The 22608-nt window shown below is 58.7% G+C and carries 25 protein-coding genes; 3 read left to right on the top strand and 22 right to left on the bottom strand.

Going from position 1 to position 22608, the window contains the following annotated elements:
• Positions 1-129: 129 nt before the first annotated feature.
• The 20 genes from AB5Y84_RS11940 to trmJ form a co-directional block, all read right to left on the bottom strand.
• Positions 130-354 carry a zinc ribbon domain-containing protein gene (locus AB5Y84_RS11940; protein ID WP_159157088.1) on the bottom strand — a complete coding sequence of 75 codons (225 nt, stop codon included), beginning with the start codon at positions 352-354 and terminating at the stop codon, positions 130-132.
• A gap of 124 nt (positions 355-478) precedes the next feature.
• On the bottom strand, positions 479-1975 hold the full coding sequence (gene der, locus AB5Y84_RS11935) for a ribosome biogenesis GTPase Der (RefSeq protein ID WP_005333794.1): 1497 nt from the start codon (positions 1973-1975) through the stop codon (positions 479-481).
• 74 nt (positions 1976-2049) lie between these two features.
• Positions 2050-3234: an outer membrane protein assembly factor BamB gene (gene bamB / locus AB5Y84_RS11930; protein WP_005333796.1), complete on the bottom strand. Its 1185-nt coding sequence runs from the start codon at positions 3232-3234 to the stop codon at positions 2050-2052.
• Positions 3227-3877: a tetratricopeptide repeat protein gene (locus AB5Y84_RS11925; protein WP_257725726.1), complete on the bottom strand. Its 651-nt coding sequence runs from the start codon at positions 3875-3877 to the stop codon at positions 3227-3229. The genes bamB and AB5Y84_RS11925 overlap by 8 nt, the downstream gene beginning before the upstream one ends.
• A gap of 3 nt (positions 3878-3880) precedes the next feature.
• A complete protein-coding gene (hisS, locus tag AB5Y84_RS11920; RefSeq protein ID WP_005351051.1) occupies positions 3881-5158 on the bottom strand; it encodes a histidine--tRNA ligase in 1278 nt (425 codons plus the stop codon).
• A 138-nt stretch (positions 5159-5296) separates the two neighbouring features.
• On the bottom strand, positions 5297-6412 hold the full coding sequence (gene ispG, locus AB5Y84_RS11915) for a flavodoxin-dependent (E)-4-hydroxy-3-methylbut-2-enyl-diphosphate synthase (RefSeq protein WP_005333801.1): 1116 nt from the start codon (positions 6410-6412) through the stop codon (positions 5297-5299).
• 10 nt (positions 6413-6422) lie between these two features.
• Positions 6423-7391: a cytoskeleton protein RodZ gene (rodZ, locus tag AB5Y84_RS11910; protein ID WP_368177005.1), complete on the bottom strand. Its 969-nt coding sequence runs from the start codon at positions 7389-7391 to the stop codon at positions 6423-6425.
• On the bottom strand, positions 7381-8172 hold the full coding sequence (gene tapF / locus AB5Y84_RS11905; RefSeq protein ID WP_368177004.1) for a PilW family type IVa pilus biogenesis/stability lipoprotein TapF: 792 nt from the start codon (positions 8170-8172) through the stop codon (positions 7381-7383). The genes rodZ and tapF overlap by 11 nt, the downstream gene beginning before the upstream one ends.
• A gap of 11 nt (positions 8173-8183) precedes the next feature.
• Entirely contained in the window at positions 8184-9287 is a 1104-nt protein-coding gene (locus AB5Y84_RS11900; protein WP_005344856.1) for a bifunctional tRNA (adenosine(37)-C2)-methyltransferase TrmG/ribosomal RNA large subunit methyltransferase RlmN, read from the bottom strand.
• Positions 9288-9454: 167 nt separating this feature from the next.
• On the bottom strand, positions 9455-9883 hold the full coding sequence (ndk, locus tag AB5Y84_RS11895; protein ID WP_005333805.1) for a nucleoside-diphosphate kinase: 429 nt from the start codon (positions 9881-9883) through the stop codon (positions 9455-9457).
• Positions 9884-10150: 267 nt separating this feature from the next.
• Complete coding sequence (gene pepB, locus AB5Y84_RS11890) at positions 10151-11434, bottom strand: aminopeptidase PepB (protein WP_257725728.1); 1284 nt, start codon at positions 11432-11434, stop codon at positions 10151-10153.
• Positions 11431-12735, bottom strand: coding sequence for an aminopeptidase PepB (gene pepB, locus AB5Y84_RS11885; protein WP_257725729.1), 1305 nt, complete (start codon positions 12733-12735; stop codon positions 11431-11433). Before pepB (AB5Y84_RS11885) ends, pepB (AB5Y84_RS11890) begins: the two co-directional genes overlap by 4 nt.
• 173 nt (positions 12736-12908) lie before the next feature.
• Positions 12909-13247, bottom strand: a complete 339-nt coding sequence (fdx, locus tag AB5Y84_RS11880; protein WP_005333808.1) for an ISC system 2Fe-2S type ferredoxin — start codon at positions 13245-13247, stop codon at positions 12909-12911.
• A 1-nt stretch (position 13248) separates the two neighbouring features.
• A complete protein-coding gene (gene hscA / locus AB5Y84_RS11875) occupies positions 13249-15096 on the bottom strand; it encodes a Fe-S protein assembly chaperone HscA (RefSeq protein ID WP_257725730.1) in 1848 nt (615 codons plus the stop codon).
• Between the two features lie 28 nt (positions 15097-15124).
• A complete protein-coding gene (hscB, locus tag AB5Y84_RS11870; protein WP_042013204.1) occupies positions 15125-15643 on the bottom strand; it encodes a co-chaperone HscB in 519 nt (172 codons plus the stop codon).
• Between the two features lie 236 nt (positions 15644-15879).
• The gene (gene iscA, locus AB5Y84_RS11865) at positions 15880-16203 is read right to left on the bottom strand and encodes an iron-sulfur cluster assembly protein IscA (RefSeq protein WP_005333812.1); all 324 of its coding nucleotides are present in this window, start codon (positions 16201-16203) and stop codon (positions 15880-15882) included.
• Positions 16204-16218: 15 nt separating this feature from the next.
• Positions 16219-16602, bottom strand: coding sequence for a Fe-S cluster assembly scaffold IscU (gene iscU, locus AB5Y84_RS11860; protein ID WP_005333813.1), 384 nt, complete (start codon positions 16600-16602; stop codon positions 16219-16221).
• A 41-nt stretch (positions 16603-16643) separates the two neighbouring features.
• The gene (locus AB5Y84_RS11855; RefSeq protein WP_257725731.1) at positions 16644-17858 is read right to left on the bottom strand and encodes an IscS subfamily cysteine desulfurase; all 1215 of its coding nucleotides are present in this window, start codon (positions 17856-17858) and stop codon (positions 16644-16646) included.
• 53 nt (positions 17859-17911) lie between these two features.
• Complete coding sequence (gene iscR, locus AB5Y84_RS11850; RefSeq protein ID WP_026035025.1) at positions 17912-18415, bottom strand: Fe-S cluster assembly transcriptional regulator IscR; 504 nt, start codon at positions 18413-18415, stop codon at positions 17912-17914.
• Between the two features lie 92 nt (positions 18416-18507).
• Entirely contained in the window at positions 18508-19230 is a 723-nt protein-coding gene (gene trmJ / locus AB5Y84_RS11845) for a tRNA (cytosine(32)/uridine(32)-2'-O)-methyltransferase TrmJ (RefSeq protein WP_088869225.1), read from the bottom strand.
• A 187-nt stretch (positions 19231-19417) separates the two neighbouring features.
• Here trmJ and AB5Y84_RS11840 point away from each other — a divergent pair, with 187 nt between their 5' ends.
• Positions 19418-19834, top strand: a complete 417-nt coding sequence (locus tag AB5Y84_RS11840) for a hypothetical protein (protein ID WP_005333821.1) — start codon at positions 19418-19420, stop codon at positions 19832-19834.
• On the opposite strand, the gene AB5Y84_RS11835 is transcribed toward AB5Y84_RS11840, so the two are convergent.
• Positions 19787-20320 carry an SCP2 domain-containing protein gene (locus AB5Y84_RS11835; protein WP_005344837.1) on the bottom strand — a complete coding sequence of 178 codons (534 nt, stop codon included), beginning with the start codon at positions 20318-20320 and terminating at the stop codon, positions 19787-19789. The two genes, AB5Y84_RS11840 and AB5Y84_RS11835, sit on opposite strands and share 48 nt — an antisense overlap.
• A 189-nt stretch (positions 20321-20509) precedes the next feature.
• Between AB5Y84_RS11835 and AB5Y84_RS11830 the strand changes: the two genes are divergently transcribed.
• Complete coding sequence (locus AB5Y84_RS11830) at positions 20510-21505, top strand: peptidase U32 family protein (protein ID WP_042080116.1); 996 nt, start codon at positions 20510-20512, stop codon at positions 21503-21505.
• Between the two features lie 11 nt (positions 21506-21516).
• Positions 21517-22389, top strand: coding sequence for a U32 family peptidase (locus AB5Y84_RS11825; RefSeq protein ID WP_257725732.1), 873 nt, complete (start codon positions 21517-21519; stop codon positions 22387-22389).
• A gap of 62 nt (positions 22390-22451) precedes the next feature.
• Here the strand turns inward: AB5Y84_RS11825 and AB5Y84_RS11820 are convergent.
• Positions 22452-22608, bottom strand: a 157-nt coding sequence (locus AB5Y84_RS11820; RefSeq protein WP_368177031.1) for an integrase core domain-containing protein, incomplete at its 5' end; no start/stop codon positions are given.

The following is a 22608-nucleotide window of genomic DNA, read 5'->3' as shown; positions in this document are numbered from 1 at the left end:
CAAGCTTAATGACATCAAGCGCAATCTGTGGCGCAGAAATCGATCCTATACCCTGCTTATTGCAGAGCACACAGCATAAACCCGGCATTCGCCGGGTTTTTTTATCTTCTTTCTCACCTGAATACTGTCTTACACCAGCGCCGCCTTGAACTGTACCGACCGCTTGGAGATCAGCGAGTTGCAGTGGTTGCAGAAGTAATCCACCGCGCCGCACGCCTTGAGACGCTCCAGCTCCTGCTGGCAGGTGGGGCAGATGGCCGTGACGCGGACATTGGCCTGACACTGGCCACAGGTTTGCTCCTTGCTGCGGGTATCCAGTTCAGCCTGGCATGATGGACAAAGCAGGGCTTCCATAGTCGACTCCTCGAAAAGTGGATCTGCCATGGTCTTGTTCCATGGCAGATCCCCCTCCCCTTATTCCTCACCTTAACGTGGCGAGGATAACAAAGCGGCTGCCGGTGAGGGCAGCCGCAAGGACTTATTTCTTCTTCATCTTCAGCAGGCGTTTGCGCTGACGTTCCTGACTCAGGGTCATGGTGTTCTTCTTCCCTTCAAACGGGTTGACCGACTCCTGGAACTCGACCCGGATTGGCGAGCCCATGATCTTGAGGGACTTGCGGAAGTAGTTGATCAGATACCGCTTGTAGGAGTCCGGCAAGTCGTTCAGCTGGTTGCCGTGGATCACGATACGCGGCGGGTTGTAGCCACCGGCGTGGGCATACTTGAGCTTGACGCGGCGACCATTGACCATCGGCGGCTGGTGATCTTCCTGCGCCATCTGCATGATGCGGGTCAGCATGGCGGTGCTGGTACGACGGGTGGCGGACTGGTAAGCCTCCTGAATGGATTCAAACAGATGGCCGACACCGCTGCCGTGCAGGGCGGAGATGAAGTGGACGCGAGCGAAGTCGATGAAGCCCAAGCGACGATCCAGCTCGTTCTTCACATCCTCTTTCACCTTCTGATCCAGACCATCCCACTTGTTCACCACCAGCACCACGGAGCGACCGGCGTGGAGCACATAGCCAAGGATGCTCAAGTCCTGATCGGTGATGGTCTCCTGGGCGTCGATCACCAGCAGGCAAACGTTGGCATCTTCGATAGCTTTCAGGGTCTTGATAACGGAGAACTTCTCCACCGTCTCGTGCACCTTGCCACGACGACGCACACCGGCGGTGTCGATAACCACATACTTCTGCTCGTCACGCTCCATCGGAATGTAAACGGAGTCACGGGTGGTGCCGGGCATGTCATAGACGATGACCCGATCTTCACCCAGCATGCGGTTGGTCAGGGTAGATTTACCGACGTTGGGACGACCAACGATGGCGAACTTGATGGGCAGGTCGGCGAACGGGGTCTCCTTGGTGTCCTCTTTGGTATCGAGTTCACCGGCAGCCACCATGCGCAGCAGGGCTTCTTCGTCGAAGTCCTCCTCTTCCTCATCCTGCGCATCTTCATCGGTAGCGGAGTCGACCAGGGTCTCCAGATGGGGAGCCAGGGCCAGTTCCAGCAGGCTCAGCACGCCACGACCGTGGGCGGCCGCGATCTGATAGACCTCGCCCAGCGCCAGACCGTAGAACTCGGAGACCGCGGAATCACCGTCGATACCGTCGGTCTTGTTGGCCACCAGAAATACCTTCTTGTGGGCCTTGCGCAGGTGCTCGGCAATGGCTTGATCCGCCGCGGTCAGGCCGGCACGGGCATCCACCATGAACAGCACGACGTCCGCTTCTTCGATGGCCAGCAGAGATTGCTCGGCCATCTTCAGCTCGATCCCCTCTTCGGTGCCATCGATACCACCGGTATCGACCACGATAAATTCCAGCTCGCCCAACTTCGCCTGACCGTATTTACGGTCCCGGGTCAGACCGGGAAAATCGGCAACCAGGGCATCCCGAGTACGGGTCAAGCGGTTAAACAGGGTGGATTTCCCCACGTTGGGGCGGCCCACCAGGGCTACTACAGGAGTCATAAAAGCCTCATTCTCAAGACGACAAAGGCTCCGGGTCCGAAGACCAGGAGCCGGATATTCACATTATCGGACGATCAAGGACGCTTGAGGGCGTACAACTTGCCGTCACGGCTCTGCACATACAGGGTCTCGCCATCCACCAGCGGGGCGGCATAGAGACCACTGCTATCGAGCTGCTGCATCGCCTTGATGGTACCGTCGGTACGATCAAGCCAATACAGGTATCCTTCCACATCACCCACCACCACATAGTCACCGAAGATGACAGGTGCAGTGACGGTACGATTTTCCAGCTGGGTGTTGGACCACAGCTCCAGACCGTTGCGACGGTCGATGGCAAACAGATGGCTGCGGCTGTCGGTCAGCACGATGGCATTACCGGTCATCGCCAGATCGCGATAGCCGGAATACTTGCGCTTCCACACTTCATCGCCGGTCATCAGTTTGCGCGCCATCAGCTGACCGTTGTAGGCGATGGCGTAGAGCTCATCACCGGCAATCAGCGGGCTGGCATCGACGTCAACCATACGGTCCAGCTCGGTGGCACCGCGCGGATCAGCCACCTTGGACTGGCGCACAGGCTGGCCGTTGCTCAGCAGGGCGATACCCACCTTGCCATCGGCACGACCGTAAATCACGGCGCCGTTGGTGATCACCGGTGCACCGGCACTGCGCAGGGTCAGCGGCGGCTGCTCTTCGGAGAGCGACCACTGCATCTTGCCTTCATCAGTGTCGAGGGCGATCAGGCGACCGGAGGTGGTCAACACCACCACGCGGCCATCTTCCACCGCGGGGCTTGCCACCACTTCGCCGGGCACATTGGTCTGCCACAGCACTTCACCGTTCTCTTCGTTCAGGGCGTAGACCACCCCGTTCTCGGAGCCGAGGAACAGCTTGCCGTAACGGGAGACCAGACCACCGGAGAGACGAGCGCTGCGCTTGTCGGCGTTGACCGGCAGGTCGGCCAGATCGACAGTCCAGAGGCGATCACCACTGGCACGGTCAAAGGCGCTGACATCGCCGTCGCGGGCCGCCGCATAGATACGATCCTCTTCCACCACCGGCTTGAGCTGGGAGTAGAAGTCACCGATGCCATCACCCACAGTGGATGACCATGCGGTGTCGGCAGTGAAGGCAGATTCAACCTTGGGCAGCGGCGCCATCGGGTTGAGATCCTCTTCGGAACTGAACAGGGAGCACCCCTGCAGAGCGAAGGAGACCGCAGCCCCCAGCGCCACCATTTTGAATAGATTACGCATCCGGTGCCTCACCAGTCGCAACGGCCGGCAGGGCCAGATCGTCCATTTTCAGCTTGAGCTCGGCGCTACCCTGCAGGCCGCCGGCATCCGCCGCCGCCTGATAGGCATCACGAGCCTCTTCGGTCTTGCCCTGCTTTTGCAGCACATCACCACGGACTTCGGCTACCTGCGCCTTGAAGGCCTCATTCTGGATAGTTGCCAGCTTGGCCAGCGCTTCATCTGCCTTGCCCTGATCATTCAGCACACGGGCCAGACGCAGCGCCGCGATGGGACGAATGCTCTCGTCACCCGTGGTCGCCACCAGATTCAGCTGCTCGGCAGCCAGATCCAGCTTGCCCGCCTTGACGGCAGCGGCAGCCAGTTGCAACGCGGCCAGTTCACCGTAGGAGTCACCCTTGTTGGCGGTAACAAACTGCTGTGCCTGCTCGAAACCGGCGGCATCGCCCTTGGCCAGCTGCTCAATCACCTGGTTGTAAGAGTGGGAGGAGGCCTCCATGGTCTCTTGCTGGTGCTGGTTGTAATAGCGCCAGCCGAACAGACCGACCAGACCGATCACGGTCCCGGCAATCACCGAGGTTCCGTTCTCTTTCCACCACTCCTTGATAACCTCAACCTGTTGTTCTTCGGTGGTATAGACTTCCACAGCTTACTCTCCTTTGGCTGCCAGCAGGGCAATGGCGGCGTCAACCTTGACGGTCTGTTGCTCGGCCTGACCACGCAGATATTTGATAGTGATCTCCCCGTTTTGCACCTCGGTCTCACCAAGGATCAGGGCGATTGCCGCGCCGCTCTTGTCGGCACGTTTGAGTTGTTTCTTGAAGTTGCCACCACCGCAGTGGCTCATCAGGCGCAGGTCCGGCAGGGCATCGCGCAGACGCTCGGCCAGCTGGAACCCAGCCTGTTCGGTCCCCTCGCCCACCATCGCCAGATAGACATCCACCGCCGGGCGGATATCGGCGTTGAGCTCGAGAGTTTCCAACATCAGCACCAGACGCTCCATGCCCATGGCAAAGCCCACGGCCGGGGTCGGTTGACCGCCCAGCTGCTCTACCAGACCATCATAGCGGCCACCGGCACAGACGGTGCCCTGGGCACCCAGACTGCTGGTGACCCACTCGAACACGGTCAGGTTGTAGTAGTCAAGACCACGCACCAGACGCTCGTTCACTTCGTATTTGATACCGGCAGACTCGAGCAGGCGCTTGAGCCCCTCGAAGTGGGCCAGGCTCTCTTCGCCCAGATGGTCGAACAGACGCGGGGCACCCGCCAGAATGGCCTGCACCTTTTCATCCTTGGAGTCGAGCACCCGCAGCGGGTTACTGTACATGCGGCGCTGGCTCTCTTCGTCCAGCTGCTCCTTGTACTGCTCCAGATAGGCCACCAGCGCATCGCGGTAAGCGGCACGCTCGGCGCTCTGACCCAAGGTGTTGAGCTGCAGGGTGACATGCTCGCTGATGCCAAACAGACGCCACAGACGGTGGGTCAGCATGATCAGCTCGGCGTCAATGTCCGGCCCGTTGATGCCAAACAGCTCGACACCGAACTGGTGGAACTGGCGATAACGGCCCTTCTGGGGACGCTCGTGACGGAACATGGGGCCCATGTACCACATCCGGCGTTCCTGGTTGTAGAGCAGACCGTGTTCGATACCGGCACGGACGCAGCTGGCTGTCCCTTCCGGACGCAGGCTCAGGCTGTCGCCGTTACGGTCTTCAAAGGTGTACATCTCTTTTTCGACCACGTCGGTCACTTCACCGATGGCGCGCTTGAACAGATGAGTCTGCTCGACAATCGGCATGCGCACTTCGCTGTAGCCATAGCTGGCAACGACCTGGCGCAGGATCTGTTCAACCTTCTGCCATACCGGGCTCTGCTCCGGCAGGCAATCATTCATACCGCGAATAGCTTGGATCTGTTTTGCCACGTTGATACTCGAGAAAAAGAGGTAAAATTTGGCCGCATTATAGGGATTTTCCCCCCCAAGGTAAAATCAGGGAATCCGGATGCGGGATTTAAAATCAGTCACCTGGAAACAGGGCCACCCAATGTGGCCCTGTTTCGCTCACTCCTTGTCCATCGGGATCCGGTTGGCGGGATCCAGCATGGCGGCACGGGCGCGAATGCGGCGCTCCAGAGTTGGAATGAGATCCTTGTTGTCGAGCCGATCGACCCGCTGGCCCCCTTCATAGAAGGCACTCTTGTTGGCGGCACCCGCCAGACCAAGGTCAGAGACCAGCGCTTCGCCCGGGCCATTCACCACACAGCCGATGATGGAAACATCCATCGGGGTGATGATGTCTTCGAGCCGCTCTTCCAGCGCGTTGACAGTGGCGATCACATCGAACTCCTGCCGTGAGCAGGATGGGCAAGCGATAAAGTTGATGCCACGGGAGCGAATACGCAGGGATTTGAGGATATCGAAACCGACCTTTACCTCCTCCACCGGATCCGCCGCCAGCGAGATACGCAGGGTATCGCCGATGCCGTCGGTGAGTAGCATACCCAGACCGATGGCAGACTTCACCGCGCCGGCACGGAAACCGCCCGCTTCGGTGATGCCAAGGTGCAGCGGCTGTTCAATCTGCTTGGCCAGCAGGCGATAGGCACCGACCGCCAGGAACACATCGGAGGCCTTGACGCTCACCTTGAAATCCTGGAAATCGAGACGATCGAGATAGTCCACGTGGCGCATGGCTGACTCCACCAGCGCCTCTGGGGTCGGCTCGCCGTACTTCTCCTGGATATCTTTCTCCAGCGACCCGCCATTGACCCCGATACGGATCGGGATATTGAGGTCGCGTGCACAATCGACCACCGAGCGCACCCGCTGCTCGTTGCCGATGTTGCCCGGGTTGATACGCAGGCAATCGGCACCGTACTCGGCCACTTTCAAGGCGATGCGATAGTCGAAGTGGATATCGGCAACGATGGGAATGCGGGTCTGCTGTTTGATCAGCCGGAAGGCTTCCGCCGCTTCCATGGTGGGCACGGAGACACGGACGATATCGGCACCGACCCGCTCGATCCGCTGGATCTGCTCGATGGTGGCGGCGACATCTGTGGTCTTGGTGTTGGTCATGGTCTGCACGGTAATGGGGGCATCGCCCCCAACCGGTACATTACCAACCATGATCTGTCTGGATTTACGACGAATGATGGGAGATTCGTGAGAAGACATGGGAAACAGATTACTCCTGCGGCAGTGAGAAGCGGGCTGTACGACCGTTGTTGTAACGGCTCATATCAAACGACTGACCCTTGTAGTCAAGCTTGACGGCCATGGGCGCGCCAATGATGAACTTCAGGGGCTCGGCGCCTTCCAGCACCAGCTCGTCGTTGGCCTTCTTCAGACCACTGAACAGGGTCTTGCCGTTGGCATCTTTCACATCCAGCCAGCAATCGGCGGTGAAGCTCATCTTCAGTTGCGGCGCAGTCGCCGGATCAACGACAGCCTCTTCAGATTCAGTGCCATTGGCGCCGGATACTGCTGCATCGATCGCAGTGCCGACAGCCGCGCTGACATCGCTCGGGGCAACAGCCGCAGAAGCAGGCGCCAGGGTAGCAGTCGCATCGGAGACCACCGCAGGGGCAATCACGTCCGTGGCGGCCGGTGCGATGGCAGCACCTTCGGCCGGAGCGGTGTTGAGCGCATCGGGCGGCGTGATAGCCGGTTCAGCCGGAGTCGAACTGGTTGCACTCATCTCGGTGGCTGCCAGCGCTTCATCACCGGCGGAGCGGCGTGAAGTACTCTGCCACCACCAGGCGACCGAGAGCGCAATCAACACCAGGATCACCAGCCAGGTCACCACCTTGAGCCGACTGTCGTTGGCTTGCTGGCGGGAGCGACGGGAGAAGCTCTGCATGTCGATATTGTCGGGAGGGGTCAGACCCAGCTTGTCGTAAGCAGCCAGAATGGTCTCGTCGGGGATCCCGACCAGCTTGGCATAGGTACGCAAATAGCCCCGAATAAAGGTGTGGGACGTGTGCTTGTCGTAGGTATCCGATTCGATAGCGGCGATCAGGGTCAGACGAAGGTGAATGCGGGACGCAACCTGTTCTCGTGTCCAGCCAAGCTGTTCACGGGCGTTGCGCAGCAATTGGCCTGGGCCTACTGCCTGGGAGTCGTCTTGGAAATCGTGTTGCTGTTCAATAGTCATTGGCTAAATAACGCTTGGCTTGTTGCGAAGTGGGATATTGCCTTACCAGCTCAGTCCCGAATTGGTGAAGTAATGCCGGCTTGTCCATCACCTGTGCCAGCCGAAGTCTCAACCAGAGACTCTCCTCGTTCTCGTCTGACACATCGGCAAAACGGGCGAGGTAGGACTGCACATCAGGCAGCTTGCCATCTTTCATGGAAAGCTCGGCCAAGTCCAGCAATAACCCTGGATTGCGGGGATTATACCCCAAGGCCAGGCGATAGTACTCGCCTGCTTTATCATTTCTGCGATTTTGCAGCGCACAAAGTGCCGCATTTTCATAGGTATCGGCAATTTTTACGTAGCCTGGCTGAATAACAGCCTGGTTGAACGCCTGATCTGCCTCGGCATACCTGCCGCGATCACAGAGGAAGGCACCATAGTTGTTCATTGCGTCAGCATTGGACGGATCCATGGCAAGGGCGTTCTTGTAATGGGTCTCGGCCGCCTTGAAATCCCCTACCTTCTGGTAAAAGTAGGCAAAGCCGATCTGGATCTGGGGGTTGGAGGGGTCATACTGGAGGGCGCGGTCAAGATTGAACTTGGCCTGCTCGGCATTGCCCTGACGCAGGTACTGGATACCCAGGTCGAGGCGGGTTTGGGCAGCCGCCTTGAGGTCAGGACCCACTTCACGCTGGGTCGAGTTCTGGCCAGCGTAAGTGGTCTCGGTCACACAGCCTGGCAGCGCGCAGAGCGCTGCCACTACGATCAATGTACGTGTATCCATTCCCTGTCTATACAATGGCTTAGCATTTAAACCATTTTGACGGAAATCCCATCCTGTTGCATCCGATTTTTGATAGTTCGCTTGGTACGGTCAATCACGTCACCCACCAGCTGACCACAGGCGGCATCGATGTCATCACCACGGGTCTTGCGGACAATCACGGTGAAACCGTACTCCATCAGCACCTTGGAGAAGCGATCGATACGGCTGTTGCTCGGCTTGCCGTAAGGGTTGCCCGGGAAGGGGTTGAACGGGATCAGGTTGATCTTGCTCGGAGTGTCCTTGAGCACCTTGGCCAGCTCGTGAGCATGCTGCATATCGTCATTGATATGATCGAGCAGCACATACTCGACGGTCACCCGACCACCGTTGGCATTGGATTTGGCCAGGTAACGACGGACACCGGCGAGGAACTCCTCGATGTTGTACTTGTCGTTGATCGGCATGATCTCTGAACGCAACTTGTCGTTCGGGGCGTGCAGGGAGATAGCCAGCGCCACGTCGATCTGGTCACCCAGCTTGTCCAGCGCAGGTACCACGCCAGAGGTGGAGATGGTCACCCGGCGCTTGGAGATGCCAAAGCCGTAGTCATCCATCATCAGACGCATGGCAGGCACCACGTTGGCGAGGTTGAGCAGCGGCTCGCCCATCCCCATCATCACCACGTTGGTGATGGGACGCTTGCCACCGACCACACGGGCCGCACGCCACACCTGACCGATGATCTCGGAGACTTTCAGATTGCGGTTGAAGCCTTGTTGAGCCGTGGAGCAGAACTTGCACTCCAGCGCACAGCCAACTTGAGAGGAGACGCAGAGGGTCGCGCGGTCATCTTCCGGGATGTAGACGGTCTCTACCTCCTGATCACCCACCTGCAGGGCCCACTTGATGGTGCCATCGGCAGAGCGCTGCTCGCGGCTGATCTCGGGCGCCTTGATCTCGGCGATCGCCTTGAGGCGCTCTTTGAGCACCTTGTTGACGTTGGTCATCTGATCGAAATCATCACACCCAAAGTGATAGATCCACTTCATGACCTGATCTGCCCGGAATGGCTTCTCGCCCAGTTCGACGAAAAAGGCACGCATGGCATCCCGATCAAGATCCAGCAGGTTGATTTTTGTTTCGCTCATCAATGGCCTCAGTTCAAACACTTCATCAATTATTGGCTGACGACGTCAGGGGGCGGCATTGTACAAATAATGGGTCTGGCTTTCCACCTGGAGAATAGAGGGATATTGCGTAAACGGCGAAAACAACAAAGGGAGCCGAGGCTCCCTTGGGTCATCATCCACAAAAATTAGCCGCGCGGGCAGATCTCGTTGTCAGAGAAGAAGTAGGCAATTTCGCGGGCAGCGGATGCAGGTGCATCGGAGCCATGTACTGCGTTGCGATCGATGCTCTCGGCATAACAGGCACGCAAGGTACCAGCCAGCGCCTCTTTCGGGTTGGTCGCACCCATGATCTCGCGATTGCGACGGATGGCGTCTTCCCCTTCCAGCACCTGCACCATGACAGGGCCAGAGGTCATGAAGCTGACCAGATTGTCATAAAAAGGCTTGCCCTGATGCTCGGCATAGAAACCGGCAGCCTGTTCACTGCTCATGTGCAGCATTTTGGATGCCACCACTTTCAAGCCTGCGCTTTCGAAACGGCTATAGATGGCACCGATCAGGTTCTTGCTGACAGCATCCGGTTTAACGATAGAAAAGGTACGTTCGATGGCCATTGATATCTTTCCTTAACTACAGAGTTTTATTGTTAGAATCCATGTTCGCTGGCGATTATACGTAAACAAAAACCGGAAAAACACACAAACAAGCAACTTTTTATTAAACATCACTCCCTTGCAATCAACATCCACACTCATCTTGACCGAGCAGAGCCGGAAAATATGTGCGCTTGCGCACGATAGTTACCTTAAGCCGCCAAAACCCCATCTTTTGTTCACAATTCGAACAGCATGAAAAAGGCACCCGAAGGTGCCTTGTCTCGCCTATTTGGTTTCCGCCAGCAAGGCCCGCGCTATGGTGCGCATCCCCAGGGTATTGGCCCCCGGCGCCCAGAGGGCATCGCCGTTGTCACTGAAGCAAGCTGCCAGATCGATATGCAGCCACCCCATCCCTTCGTTGGCAACGAAACGGGAGAGAAAACCCGCCGCGTTGGAGGCGCCACCCGGTCCGCCCCCCTTCACCGGACGGCTGTTGGCCGTGTCGGCGTAATGGGAGGGGCACTGCTGGCGGTGCCAGGGCTCCAGCGGCAGCGGCCAGGCAGGCTCATGCTCGGCATCGGCATAGGTCATGGCCCGGCTTACCAGCCCTTTATCGAGGCCGAACAGAGCATTGTAGCGCCCACCCAGCGCCATCACGGCTGCGCCGGTCAGGGTCGCGGCATCGATGATCAGCGGTGCGCCGGACTCGCTCGCCAGTTGCAGGCCGTCGGCCAGCACCAGCCGCCCCTCGGCATCGGTATTCACAATCTCGACCGTGGTGCCGTTCTTGTAGGTGAGGATGTCGCCCAGCTTGTAGGCGTGGCCGGAGACCAGGTTCTCGGCGCAACAGAGGATCAGCTTCACCCGCTTGTCGAGCCCGCGCAGCATAGCCAGCGCCAGCGCACCGGTGACAATCGCCGCACCACCCATGTCGCACTTCATGGTGAGCATCCCCTCGGAGCTCTTCATGGAGTAGCCGCCGGAGTCAAAGGTGATCCCCTTGCCCACCAGCGCTGCCGCCACCGGCGCCTTGGGGTCACGCCCCGGGTTGAAGTCGAGCTCCAGCAATACCGGTTCGCGCGCACTGCCGCGGCCCACCTGATAGAGGCCGACCCAGCCCGCCTGTTGCAGCGCTTCGCCTTTCAAAATGCGATGACTCACCTTGTCCGGCGCCAGCTCGGTAATAAAGGAGGCTGCTTCCACCGCCAGCTCCAGCGGGCCCAACTGCTCCGGGGTGGCATTGGTCATCTCGCGCACCCAGCGGCCGCAGAGCCAACGCGCTTCCAGCTCCTCTCTATCCTCTTCCGAGGACATGGCCCACTGCAGTTGCACCTCCGCCTTGGGGGTTTGTAGCCCTTGGGCAAAAGCCCACTGCTGTTCACGCTCCCAGTGACCAGCCAGGGTCACTTTCTGGATCCCCTGCTGGCAGAGGCGACGGGCCGCCTGCTGGATATCGAGCAGCGGATTGGCCGTCACCAGATGGATCACCATGCCGTCGGCACGGTGAGAGAGCAGCGCCCCCTCCCCCCACTCGGCCGGTGCAAATTCACGACTTAACCAGACATTCATGCGGTCACCTCCTGCAGCCAGCGGGCGATGGTACGCAGACCGTGCCCCTTGGCGCCGGTCGCCCAGAGATCATTGCCCGATTTCTGATAAGAGGCTGCCAGATCCAGGTGTACCCAACCCTTGCCCTCATCACGCACGAAGCGGGAAAGGAACGCAGCAGCCGTGGTGGCACCGGCCGTGCCTTCTGCCGAGGCGACGTTGCCCAGATCGGCAAAGGCCGAGGTGAGCTGGCTGGCATGCCAGGGCTCCAGCGGCAGCGCCCACGCCTGCTCGTTTTCCACCTTGGCGGCGGCCAGCGCACGCTGCTGTTCGGTCTCATCGAGGGCAAACACCGCATTATAATCGCGCCCCAGCGCCATCTTGGCGGCGCCGGTCAGGGTGGCTGCGTCAAGGATATAAGCCGCACCGCTGTCGGAGGCCGCCATCAGGCCATCGGCCAGCACCAGACGACCTTCCGCATCGGTGTTCTGGATCTCGACTGAAACCCCATTCTTGTAGGTGAGGATGTCGCCCAGTTTGAAGGCGTGGCCGGAGACCAGGTTCTCGGCGCAGCAGAGAATGAGCTTCACCCGCTGGTTCAGACCGCGGCTGATAGCCAGCGCCAGCGCGCCGGTCACCATGGCCGCGCCGCCCATATCGGACTTCATCGGCAGCATGTTGTCAGAGGACTTCATGGAGTAGCCACCGGAATCAAAAGTGATCCCCTTGCCCACCAGCGCCGCCACCACGGGTGCATTGCGATCCCCGGTCGGGTTATAGTCGAGCTCCAGCAGCACAGGCTCGCGCTCGCTGCCACGGCCAACCGACCAGATCCCGATATGGCCGGACTCGCGCAGCGCTTCACCGGCGGTGATGCGAGCTGTAACCTGATCCCCGGCCAGACCACGAATGAGCAACAGGGCCGATTCCGCCAGACTCATGGGGTAGATCTCTTCCGGACAGCCATTGGTGATGTCACGTACCCAGCGAGCCGCCTTGAGCAGCGCATCCAGTTCACGGGCTTCCGCGTCGCTCTGCTGGCCAAAATCCAGTTCACGCGATCCCTTGGCGGCGTAGAACCCCTGGGCGAACGCGTAGCGACGCTCCAGATCCCAGCCTTCACCGACCAGCGTCACCCGCTTGATCCCGCTCGATTCGAGGCGACGGGCGGCGCGCTGAACGGTGCGCAGAACATCCTTCTGCTGACCGGCGGTACCAAGATGGATCAGAGCCTCGTCGCCATTAAAACTGAGCTGGGCGCCCTCGCCCCAATAAGCGGCCGCAGCCTGGGTGGATAACGCTACCTTCATCATGTCAGCCATCGTGTTTGCTTCCTTTTTACTGGCACTATGTATAAGCACTCTTTATGGGAAAGAGCTTATTGGCAAAGAGAGAATAACGAATACAAAAAAGGCCGTGCCCCCGAGGGTCACGGCCTTCCACCATATCACTGAAGCACCACAGGATGCTGCACGTGCAATTCACTCATGTGTAATTAATGGCGTTCAGAGGCAAGGTTCAGGGTGTACTTGGGCAGTTCCACCACCAGATCCTCGTCCGCCAGTTTTGCCTGGCAGCTGAGGCGCGATTCCGGCTCCAGCCCCCACGCCTTGTCCAGCATGTCGTCTTCCAGCTCGTCGCTTGGCTCGAGCGAGTCAAAGCCCTCGCGCACCACGCAGTGGCAGGTAGTGCAGGCACAGGATTTCTCGCAGGCATGCTCGATTTCGATACCGTTGCGCAGCGCCACATCCAGAATGGTCTCGCCGCTTTGCCCCTCGAGGGCGGCGCCATCCGGACAGAGTACGGGATGAGGAAGAATGATCAGTTTTGGCATATTACACCTTGTTGACGTTTTGTCCGGTCAGCACCTTGCGGATGGAGGCGTCCATCCGGCGGGCTGCAAACTCACCACTGACAGCATCGGCTGCCTCAATGGCTTCTTTGATTTGATGGGTTGCGCCGCTGTTGCGCATGGTCAGCAGATGGGCGATGGCGGCATCAATCTCGGCACGCTCGGCAGCATTGAGCAGGGCATCGCCATCGGCAGCCAGCGCGGCATTCAAACTCTCGACCACACGGTCAGCTTCAACCTGCTGCTCGGCCAGCATGCGGGCATCCATATCCTGCTGGGCATTCTCGATGGAGGCACTCAGCATGTTGAGGATATCCTGCTCCGCCAGCCCGTAAGAGGGCTTGACCTGGATCTCGGCCTGCACGCCGGAGGATTTCTCCATGGCGCTGACCGAGAGCAGACCATCCGCATCCACCTGGAAGGTGACGCGAATATGGGCGACGCCGGCAGCCATCGGCGGAATACCGGTCAGGGTAAAGCGGGCCAGGGAGCGGCAATCGGCCACCAACTCGCGTTCCCCCTGTACCACGTGAATGGCCATGGCGGTCTGACCATCCTTGAAGGTGGTGAACTCCTGGGCGCGGGCAACCGGAATGGTAGTGTTGCGCGGGATCACTTTCTCGGCGAGGCCACCCATGGTCTCCAGACCCAGCGATAGCGGGATAACGTCCAGCAGCAGCATCTCGGCATCAGGCTTGTTGCCCACCAGAATATCGGCCTGGATGGCGGCGCCGATGGCAACCACTTTATCCGGATCGATGCTGGTCAACGGCGTCCGCTGGAAGAACTCGCCCACCAGTTCACGCACCAGCGGCACCCGGGTGGAGCCACCGACCATCACCACTTCCAGCACTTCCACCTGCTCAAGGCCCGCATCGCGCAAGGCGCGGCGACAGGCCAGCAAGGTCCGTTTCACCAGCGGGGTGATGAGTTCATCAAACTGGCTACGGCTCACTGAACCCTGCCAGCCAGCAAAGGTGCACGCCACCTGCTCGGCATCGGTCAGACCATGCTTGACGGCAGCGGCCACATCCAGCAGCTCGCGCTGCAGATGGGCATCCAGCTCGCCGGAGAAGCCCGCTTGCTCCTTGATCCAGTCCGCCAGCAGGTGATCAAAATCATCACCGCCGAGGGCGGAATCGCCGCCGGTCGCCATCACTTCAAACACACCGCGGTGCAGACGCAGGATGGAGATATCGAAGGTGCCGCCCCCCAGATCGTATACCGCGATCACCCCTTCCTGACCGGAGTCAAGGCCATAGGCGATCGCGGCCGCGGTCGGCTCGTTGAGCAGGCGCAGCACGTGCAGACCGGCCAGACGGGCCGCATCCTTGGTGCCCTGACGCTGGGCATCATCGAAATAGGCGGGCACGGTAATGACCACGCCATCGAGATCGCCCCCGAGTGTCTGGGCGCCACGCTCGGCCAGCTTTTTGAGAATTTCGGCCGAGACCTGTACCGGATTGACCAGCCCCTGACGGGTTTGCAGTTGCGGCATGCCATTGTCGGCGGCAACAAACTGGTAAGGCTGCTGGCGGGTATCGATATCGGCCAGCGCCTTGCCCATCATCCGTTTGACCGAGACGATGGTGTTGTGAGGATCGAGCGCCGCTTCGCGCTTGGCATCAATCCCGACTCGAATGGCGTCGCTTTGATAGTGCACCACTGACGGGAGCAGGTCGCGCCCTTGCTCATCGCAAAGGGTATCGGCGTGACCACTGCGAACCGCAGCGACGAGAGAGTTGGTGGTGCCGAGATCGATGCCGACGGCACGTTTGTGCTGATGAGGAACAGCGCTCTGGCCGGGTTCGGCGATTTGCAGTAATGCCATGGGTAATGAAACTTCCAGCGTTAAAGGATCAAGACTCGAGAAGCGAGTCTTCGAATCGTTCCAGCTCTTCAAGGAGCTTGTCGACAAACTTGAGTTTGCGAACGCAATCAGCGGCAACGAGATCTTTGCCGGCGGCAAGGGACTCGGTCAGCTGCTGCATCAACATCTGGTGATCATGCCTGATCTCGCTGCGAAAATCCTTGATGGCGCGCTCAGGGTCGGCGTCATCTTTCAGATCGGCCAGACGCTCGCGCCACTCCAGCTGCTGCATCAGAAACGCGGTATCTTGCAGAGTCTGCTGTTCACCACGGATATCGGTGCCACGCAGGGAGAGCAGATATTCGGCACGGCGCAGCGGCGCCTTGAGGGTGGTGAATGCTTCGTTGATCTGGGCGGCACGTTGCACCGCAGCCAGCTGCTCCCGTTCGGGGGCGGTGGCAAAACGATCAGGATGGAATTGGGTTTGCAGCTGGCGGTAGGTATCAGCCAACTGACGGGTATCGAGCTCGAAGCCTTCAACCAGCCCAAACAGCTCGAAATGATTCATGCAAACCTCTTGGAAACGTTCGTCACAACCTCACTCGCCCCTGGCAAACGAGATGTGGTTGAACGGGTCATCGACAACCCGCTCAACCACAGACGAAGGATCATTGACGTCAAACATCTCAGACACTGAAGCTTTCGCCGCAACCACACTCGCCTTTGGCGCATGAGAAGGTATTGTTGAACTAAACATATCTGACCTGTTCAACAACAGACGAAAGATCATTCACGTCAAACATCTCAGACACTGAAGCTTTCGCCGCAACCACACTCGCCTTTGGCGTTGGGATTGTTGAACTGGAAGCCCTCGTTGAGGCCCTCCTTGACGAAATCCAGCTCAGTGCCATCCAGATGGATCAGGCTCTTGGCATCGACAATAATCTTGACGCCCTGCTGCTCGAACACCTGATCCTCATCGGTCAGTTCATCAACGAACTCAAGCACGTAGGCCAGACCGGAGCAGCCGGTGGTTTTGACGCCGAGGCGCAGGCCAATGCCCTTGCCCCGGTTAGCCAGAAAAGAGGAAACCCGTGCCGCGGCGGCATCTGTCATGGTAATAGCCATACTGCTCTCCGGCGCTTAGAGACCTTTCTTCTGCTTGTAATCGGCGATGGCGGCCTTGATGGCGTCCTCAGCCAGAATGGAGCAGTGGATCTTCACCGGTGGCAGGGCCAACTCTTCAGCGATATCTGTGTTCTTGATGCCAGCCGCTTCGTCCAGGGTCTTGCCCTTGACCCATTCGGTCACCAGGGAGCTGGAGGCGATGGCGGAACCGCAGCCGTAGGTCTTGAACTTGGCATCTTCGATGATGCCTTCGTCACTGATCTTCAGTTGCAGCTTCATCACGTCGCCACAGGCGGGCGCACCGACCATGCCGGTTGCAACGCTGGGATCATTCTTGTCGAAACCACCGACGTTGCGAGGATTCTCGTAGTGGTCGATTACTTTTTCACTGTAAGCCATATCTCACTCCTGCTAATTCTGTTGCTCACTGACCAGATAGATCAGTGATGAGCCCATTCGACCGTGTTCAGATCGACGCCGTCTTTGTACATCTCCCACAGGGGGGACATCTCGCGCAGACGACCGATGGAGTCACGAATAAGCTTGACCGCGTAGTCAATCTCTTCCTCGGTGGTGAAGCGACCCATACTGAAACGGATGGAGCTGTGCGCCAGCTCGTCGTTCAGACCCAGTGCGCGCAGCACATAGGAAGGTTCCAGGCTGGCGGAGGTACAGGCCGAACCGGAAGAGACCGCCAAATCTTTCAGCGCCATGATGAGGGATTCCCCTTCCACATAGGCAAAGCTGACGTTGAGGTTGCCCGGAACACGTTGCTCCAGATCGCCATTGACGTAGACGGCTTCAATATCCTTGATGCCATTCCACAAACGCTGGCGCAGAGCCAAGATACGCTCGCCTTCACTCACCATATCTTCTTTGGCGATGCGGAAAGCTTCGCCCATCCCGACGATCTGGTGGGTCGGCAGAGTACCGGAACGCATGCCGCGCTCGTGGCCGCCACCGTGCATCTGGGCTTCCAGACGAACGCGGGGTTTGCGGCGAACAAACAGTGCACCGATCCCTTTCGGACCATACACCTTGTGCGCAGAGACAGAGAGCAGATCCACTTTCAGTGCTTCCACATCTACCGGGATCTTGCCCACACTCTGAACGGCATCCACGTGCAGCAGGATCTTGCGGGAACGGCACAAATCGCCGATGGCGGCAATGTTCTGAACCACGCCGATTTCGTTGTTCACATGCATGATGCTGACCAGGATGGTGTCATCACGCATGGCATTCTCGATCATCTCGATAGTGAACAGGCCGTTGGGCATCGGCTCAAGATAGGTCACCTCGAACCCTTCACGCTCCAGCTGGCGACAGGTATCGAGCACCGCCTTGTGTTCGGTCTTGGAGGTGATGATGTGCTTGCCCTTGCTGGCATAGAAGTGGGCAACACCCTTGATGGCCAGGTTATTGGATTCGGTCGCACCGGAAGTGAAGACGATCTCGCGGGGATCGGCACCGATCAGATCTGCCACTTGATTACGGGCCAGATCCACCGCCTCTTCGGCTTGCCAGCCAAAGCGGTGAGAACGGGAAGCCGGATTGCCGAACAGGCCATCCATGGTGAGACACTGCATCATTTTTTCTGCGACACGCGGGTCCACCGGACAGGTTGCCGAATAATCAAGGTAAATAGGCAGTTTCATGTTTTTCTCCGTCACAGTCCGGGTCATACAGAGTCCCGCTGTGGAAAGCACGTTTATAGTTGGACTTTCAAGCTCACATCGCCGTGTTCTGCCCGATCAACCAGGGACAACACGGTCTTCATTTGTTCATCTTGCTTGCCGGCAATGCGGCGCACATCGGCCTGGCGTACCAGCTCGGCCAGGGTGATATCCCCGAGGAAGCTGGAGATCCGCTCACTCAGGTCGCGCCACAGGGAGTGAGTCAAGCACTGGGTACCGCCGTGGCAACCGCCCTTGCCAAGACACTTGGTGGCATCGACCGACTCATCGACCGCGGTGATCACCTGACCAACCGAAATCTCGCCTGGGGCCAACCCGAGGCGATAACCACCCCCCGGGCCACGCACGCTGCTCACCAGACCATGTTTGCGCAGGCGGGCAAAGAGCTGCTCGAGATAGGACAACGAGATGCCCTGGCGCTCGGAAATATCGGCAAGGGGGACGGGCCCCTGCTCTGCATGCAGCGCCACGTCGAGCATGGCGGTTACAGCGTAACGTCCTTTTGAAGTCAGTCTCATATGCCTTACCGTCTTGCGAAGCAATTTAATGGGGCACATGGTCACATACCCGACCAAATCAGTCAAGTATATGGTTGAGTAAATCAGTCGGATTAATCCGGTACGCGCGCTTTCTGCACCGAGGTCAGAATACCGCGCAGAATGTTGAGCTCAGCTGCTTCCGGCCGAGCCCGATTGAACAGGCGACGCAGCTTGCTCATCACATGACCCGGATGGTCATCGGCAATAAAACCGGTCTTCATCAGGGTTTGTTCCAGGTGCTGATAAAACCCTTCCAGCTGGGCGGCACTCGGATAGACCATCTCGTCTTCAGGCTCGGCGGCCTGCCCCTGCAGCCAGCGCATCCGCACTTCGTAGCAGAGAGTCTGCACCGCCATGGCCAGATTGAGAGAGCTGTAATCAGGATTGGCCGGAATGGCCACGTGGTAGTGGCACTTTTGCAATTCGTCGTTGGTGAGACCAGTGCGTTCACGGCCAAACACCAGCGCGACCGGGTGCTGCATCCCCTCGACTATCGACTTTTCGCCGGCCTCACGGGGATCGAGCATGGGCCAGCTCAGGGTTCGCGAGCGGGCGCTGGTGCCAATCACCAGACCACAATCGGCGATCGCGTCGTCCAGTGTCGGGACGATACGGGCATTGGCAAGCACATCGCTGGCACCAGCCGCCAGGGCGAAGGCATTGTCATCCGGCAAGGCTTGCGGATCAACCAATACCAGCTGGGTCAACCCCATGGTCTTCATGGCGCGTGCCGCAGACCCCATGTTGCCGGTATGAGAGGTGTTTACCAAAACGATACGAATCTGATCCAACATGCCCAGTCAATCTTCAGTCAAAAATGGCGCGCAATTGTAACATAAGAGAACACGATGTTGGCACCGTAAAAGCCGAGCCATTTCAGAACAAAACTACCCGTTTGTATAACAAACCAGCATGAGGGAAGTGAGAGGGGGGGGCTAAACTTGATGGATATCCGATAAACGGCACAGGAGACACCACGCCATGCTTCCTCCCTTTATCTATGAGAGATTGCCCAGCCTCTACCTGCTGGCAGCCATTGCCATTATTACGTTGAGTGAACAGCCCCTGCTCTGGTTTGCAGGCACCTTGCTGTTTATCGCCGGAGCGGTGACCTGGATGATGCGCTCCAGCTACCGACGTACCGATCTGATTATCTTTCCGAGCAAACGCTGGCTACAGCCGGAGTGGCTGTATGAAGCGCAACCCTTTATCTGGCTGGCTGCGGGGCTGGCCATGTCACAGCTGCCCGCCCCTGCGGCACTCATCGCCTTGGTGCCCTGTCTGTGGGCCTGTCGCTGCCTCTGGGCACGGCACCATTATCGTCGCCATGCCCATGGGGTGATTGTCCACTTAAGACGGGATCCCGCCCGGCGCCGTCTGCACCGGAGCCTGCGCTGACTCGGTGCGGGCCCGTTCGATAAACGTCGCCAGATCCATCAGGGGATACTTCATCAGGCTTGGCAAGCCATCGAGATCCAGACTGTCCATCAGGTTTTTCACCTCAAGGCCCAGTTCGGTATCCCCTTCTATCTTCAGCTTGCGCTGGAAAAAGAGCGAATCCGGATCCTCTTTGCGACCGGCAATCAGGATCAGGTCGTTGGCGGTACCGCTGAAGCAGACATCGGCCTTGTCACACTCGCGAGCCACCACCAGCTGGCCATTCTGCTCACTGATAAACCAGCACAACTCCAGATCAGAGACTTCGACTTTCAGCCACTTGTCTGCCAGAAACTCGAAATCACCATCTTCGATAGCCTCTTTGAAAACCCGGGCCAGCAAACTCTCCATCAGCTGCTTTTGCAGATTGAAGGGAACAAGCTTGAGGGGATGGCGCAAGAAGCGCGGAGCCTGTTCGACCAGGCGACGTTGCAGTTGTTGAAACACGATAGACTCCCTTTTTTGCGCATTCAAACACAGGGAGAGTGGCAAGATCCTGTTGGAAATCAAACTTGTGCAGGGTTACCTCAAGAAGGGTAAAGCCACACAAAGCTGCCTCAGGTCAAAAAGCGGGAGTGCATGGCTGCATACAATCAGGGCTCGTTTGCCCTTCATATGCACTCTCGGAGCGTACCAATGGAATTACTCTGTCCGGCAGGCAGTTTGCCGGCACTGAAAACCGCCGTGGATAACGGGGCCGATGCCGTTTATATCGGTTTCAAGGATGACACCAATGCCCGCCACTTTGCCGGTCTCAACTTTACCGACAGCAAACTGGAGAAGGCGGTAGATTATGTGCATCAACATGGTCGCAAGCTGCATATTGCCATCAATACCTTTGCCCATCCCGGTGCCGATACTCGATGGAAACAGGCGGTTGATCGCGGGGTGGCCCTCGGCGCCGATGCGTTAATCATCGCCGATCTCGCCGTGCTGGAATATGCCAGCCGCCACTACCCCGAGATGGAACTCCATGTCTCGGTGCAGGCCAGCGCCACCAATGCCGCCGCCATTCGCTTCTATCAGCAGCAATTCAATGTCACACGGGTGGTGCTGCCCCGGGTGCTCTCCATGCATCAGGTCAAGCAGCTTGCCCGCGAGACCGATGTTGGCCTTGAGGTATTCGCCTTTGGCAGCCTCTGCATCATGGCCGAGGGGCGCTGCTATCTCTCCTCCTACATGACTGGCGAGAGTCCCAACACCGTCGGCGCCTGCTCACCGGCCAAGTTCGTCCGTTGGGAAGAGACCCCGAACGGTCTCGAGTCGCGGCTCAACGAGGTGCTGATCGACCGCTATGGCCCGGGCGAAAATGCCGGTTACCCGACCCTGTGCAAGGGGCGTTTCGACGTGGATGGCCAGACCTACCACGCGCTGGAAGAGCCCACCAGTCTCAATACCCTGGGTCTCCTGCCCGAGCTGTTCAAGACCGGGATCCAGTCGGTCAAGATTGAAGGGCGCCAGCGCAGCCCCGCTTATGTGGAGCAAGTGACCCGGGTCTGGCGTGCAGCCATCGATGCCTATCAGGCCAATCCCGAGGCCTATCAGGTTAAAGCTGAGTGGGATGCCCAGCTCGCCCGCGTCTCCGAAGGTAGCCAGACTACCCTCGGCGCCTACCATCGTCAGTGGCAATAAGGAGTCCACCCATGCAATTTTCTCTCGGGCCTCTGCTCTTCTACTGGCCCAAAGCCGATACCGAATCCTTTTACCATGCCGCTGCCGACAGTCAGGCCGACATCATCTATCTGGGGGAGACCGTTTGCAGCAAGCGGCGCGAACTCAAAGTCGATGACTGGATTGCGCTGGCCCGTCAGGTGGCCAGCTCCGGCAAGCAGGTGGTGCTCTCGACCCTCGCCCTTATCTCCGCCCCCTCCGAGCTCAAGGAGGTGAAGCGGCTGGTCGACAATGGCGATCTTATGGTCGAAGCCAACGATCTCGGTACGGTGCAACTCGCCTGGGAGGCAGGGATCCCCTTCGTCTGTGGTCCCGCCATCAACGCCTATAACGCCGATGTGCTGCGCATGCTGCTCAAACAGGGGATGAAACGCTGGGTCATGCCGGTGGAGCTCTCCCGTGACTGGCTGATCCAGCTCAATCAGGATCTGGGCTCCTTGCGCGACCAATTTGAGGTGGAGGTGTTTGCCTACGGCCATCTGCCGCTCGCCTACTCGGCGCGCTGCTTTACCGCCCGATCCCTCGACAAACCGAAAGACAACTGCGAGCTCGCCTGCATCAACTACCCCACCGGACGACTGGCCAACAGCCGCGAGGGGCAGCGGGTGTTCAATCTCAACGGGATCCAGACCCAGTCCGGTTACTGCTACAACCTGGGTAACGAGCTGGCTGGTATGGAAGGTCTGGTAGATGTGGTCAGGCTTTCGCCGCAAGGGATGGAGACGCTGGAGATGCTGGCCCGCTTCAAAGCCAACCGGCAGGGCAATCAGCCCCTCGTTCTGCAGCAGGATCGCGATTGCAACGGCTACTGGCGCCAGATCCCCGGCATGAGCCTGGTGGAGTAAACCCGCCATTCGCTGTCTAGTCCTGAAATAGGTTTACACATTTTCAACTAGCATTTCTCTACTCAGAACCCCCTATGTACCGCATCGGGGGTTCTGTATTTCAACGCATGATGCGGCCGCTCCACGTTGTAAATATCCACCGCCTCACGCACCATTTCCCGCGCTTGCGCCAAATCCTGCGGGCTTTGCAACAATAACTCTCCTTTCAAAATCCCGTTC

It is taken from the genome of Aeromonas sp. s11 (genome assembly GCF_040907945.1).
GTDB lineage: Bacteria > Pseudomonadota > Gammaproteobacteria > Enterobacterales > Aeromonadaceae > Aeromonas > Aeromonas veronii.
This window is presented reverse-complemented; position numbering and strand designations above follow the sequence as displayed.

Coding starts and splice junctions, on each gene's coding strand:
- AB5Y84_RS11940 (WP_159157088.1), bottom strand. CDS start 354: ATGGAAGCCCTGCTTTGTCCATCATGCCAGGCTGAACTGGATACCCGC.
- der (WP_005333794.1), bottom strand. CDS start 1,975: ATGACTCCTGTAGTAGCCCTGGTGGGCCGCCCCAACGTGGGGAAATCC.
- bamB (WP_005333796.1), bottom strand. CDS start 3,234: ATGCGTAATCTATTCAAAATGGTGGCGCTGGGGGCTGCGGTCTCCTTC.
- ispG (WP_005333801.1), bottom strand. CDS start 6,412: ATGTCTTCTCACGAATCTCCCATCATTCGTCGTAAATCCAGACAGATC.
- rodZ (WP_368177005.1), bottom strand. CDS start 7,391: ATGACTATTGAACAGCAACACGATTTCCAAGACGACTCCCAGGCAGTA.
- AB5Y84_RS11900 (WP_005344856.1), bottom strand. CDS start 9,287: ATGAGCGAAACAAAAATCAACCTGCTGGATCTTGATCGGGATGCCATG.
- ndk (WP_005333805.1), bottom strand. CDS start 9,883: ATGGCCATCGAACGTACCTTTTCTATCGTTAAACCGGATGCTGTCAGC.
- pepB (WP_257725728.1), bottom strand. CDS start 11,434: ATGAATGTCTGGTTAAGTCGTGAATTTGCACCGGCCGAGTGGGGGGAG.
- pepB (WP_257725729.1), bottom strand. CDS start 12,735: ATGGCTGACATGATGAAGGTAGCGTTATCCACCCAGGCTGCGGCCGCT.
- fdx (WP_005333808.1), bottom strand. CDS start 13,247: ATGCCAAAACTGATCATTCTTCCTCATCCCGTACTCTGTCCGGATGGC.
- hscA (WP_257725730.1), bottom strand. CDS start 15,096: ATGGCATTACTGCAAATCGCCGAACCCGGCCAGAGCGCTGTTCCTCAT.
- hscB (WP_042013204.1), bottom strand. CDS start 15,643: ATGAATCATTTCGAGCTGTTTGGGCTGGTTGAAGGCTTCGAGCTCGAT.
- iscA (WP_005333812.1), bottom strand. CDS start 16,203: ATGGCTATTACCATGACAGATGCCGCCGCGGCACGGGTTTCCTCTTTT.
- iscU (WP_005333813.1), bottom strand. CDS start 16,602: ATGGCTTACAGTGAAAAAGTAATCGACCACTACGAGAATCCTCGCAAC.
- AB5Y84_RS11855 (WP_257725731.1), bottom strand. CDS start 17,858: ATGAAACTGCCTATTTACCTTGATTATTCGGCAACCTGTCCGGTGGAC.
- iscR (WP_026035025.1), bottom strand. CDS start 18,415: ATGAGACTGACTTCAAAAGGACGTTACGCTGTAACCGCCATGCTCGAC.
- trmJ (WP_088869225.1), bottom strand. CDS start 19,230: ATGTTGGATCAGATTCGTATCGTTTTGGTAAACACCTCTCATACCGGC.
- AB5Y84_RS11840 (WP_005333821.1), top strand. CDS start 19,418: ATGCTTCCTCCCTTTATCTATGAGAGATTGCCCAGCCTCTACCTGCTG.
- AB5Y84_RS11830 (WP_042080116.1), top strand. CDS start 20,510: ATGGAATTACTCTGTCCGGCAGGCAGTTTGCCGGCACTGAAAACCGCC.
- AB5Y84_RS11825 (WP_257725732.1), top strand. CDS start 21,517: ATGCAATTTTCTCTCGGGCCTCTGCTCTTCTACTGGCCCAAAGCCGAT.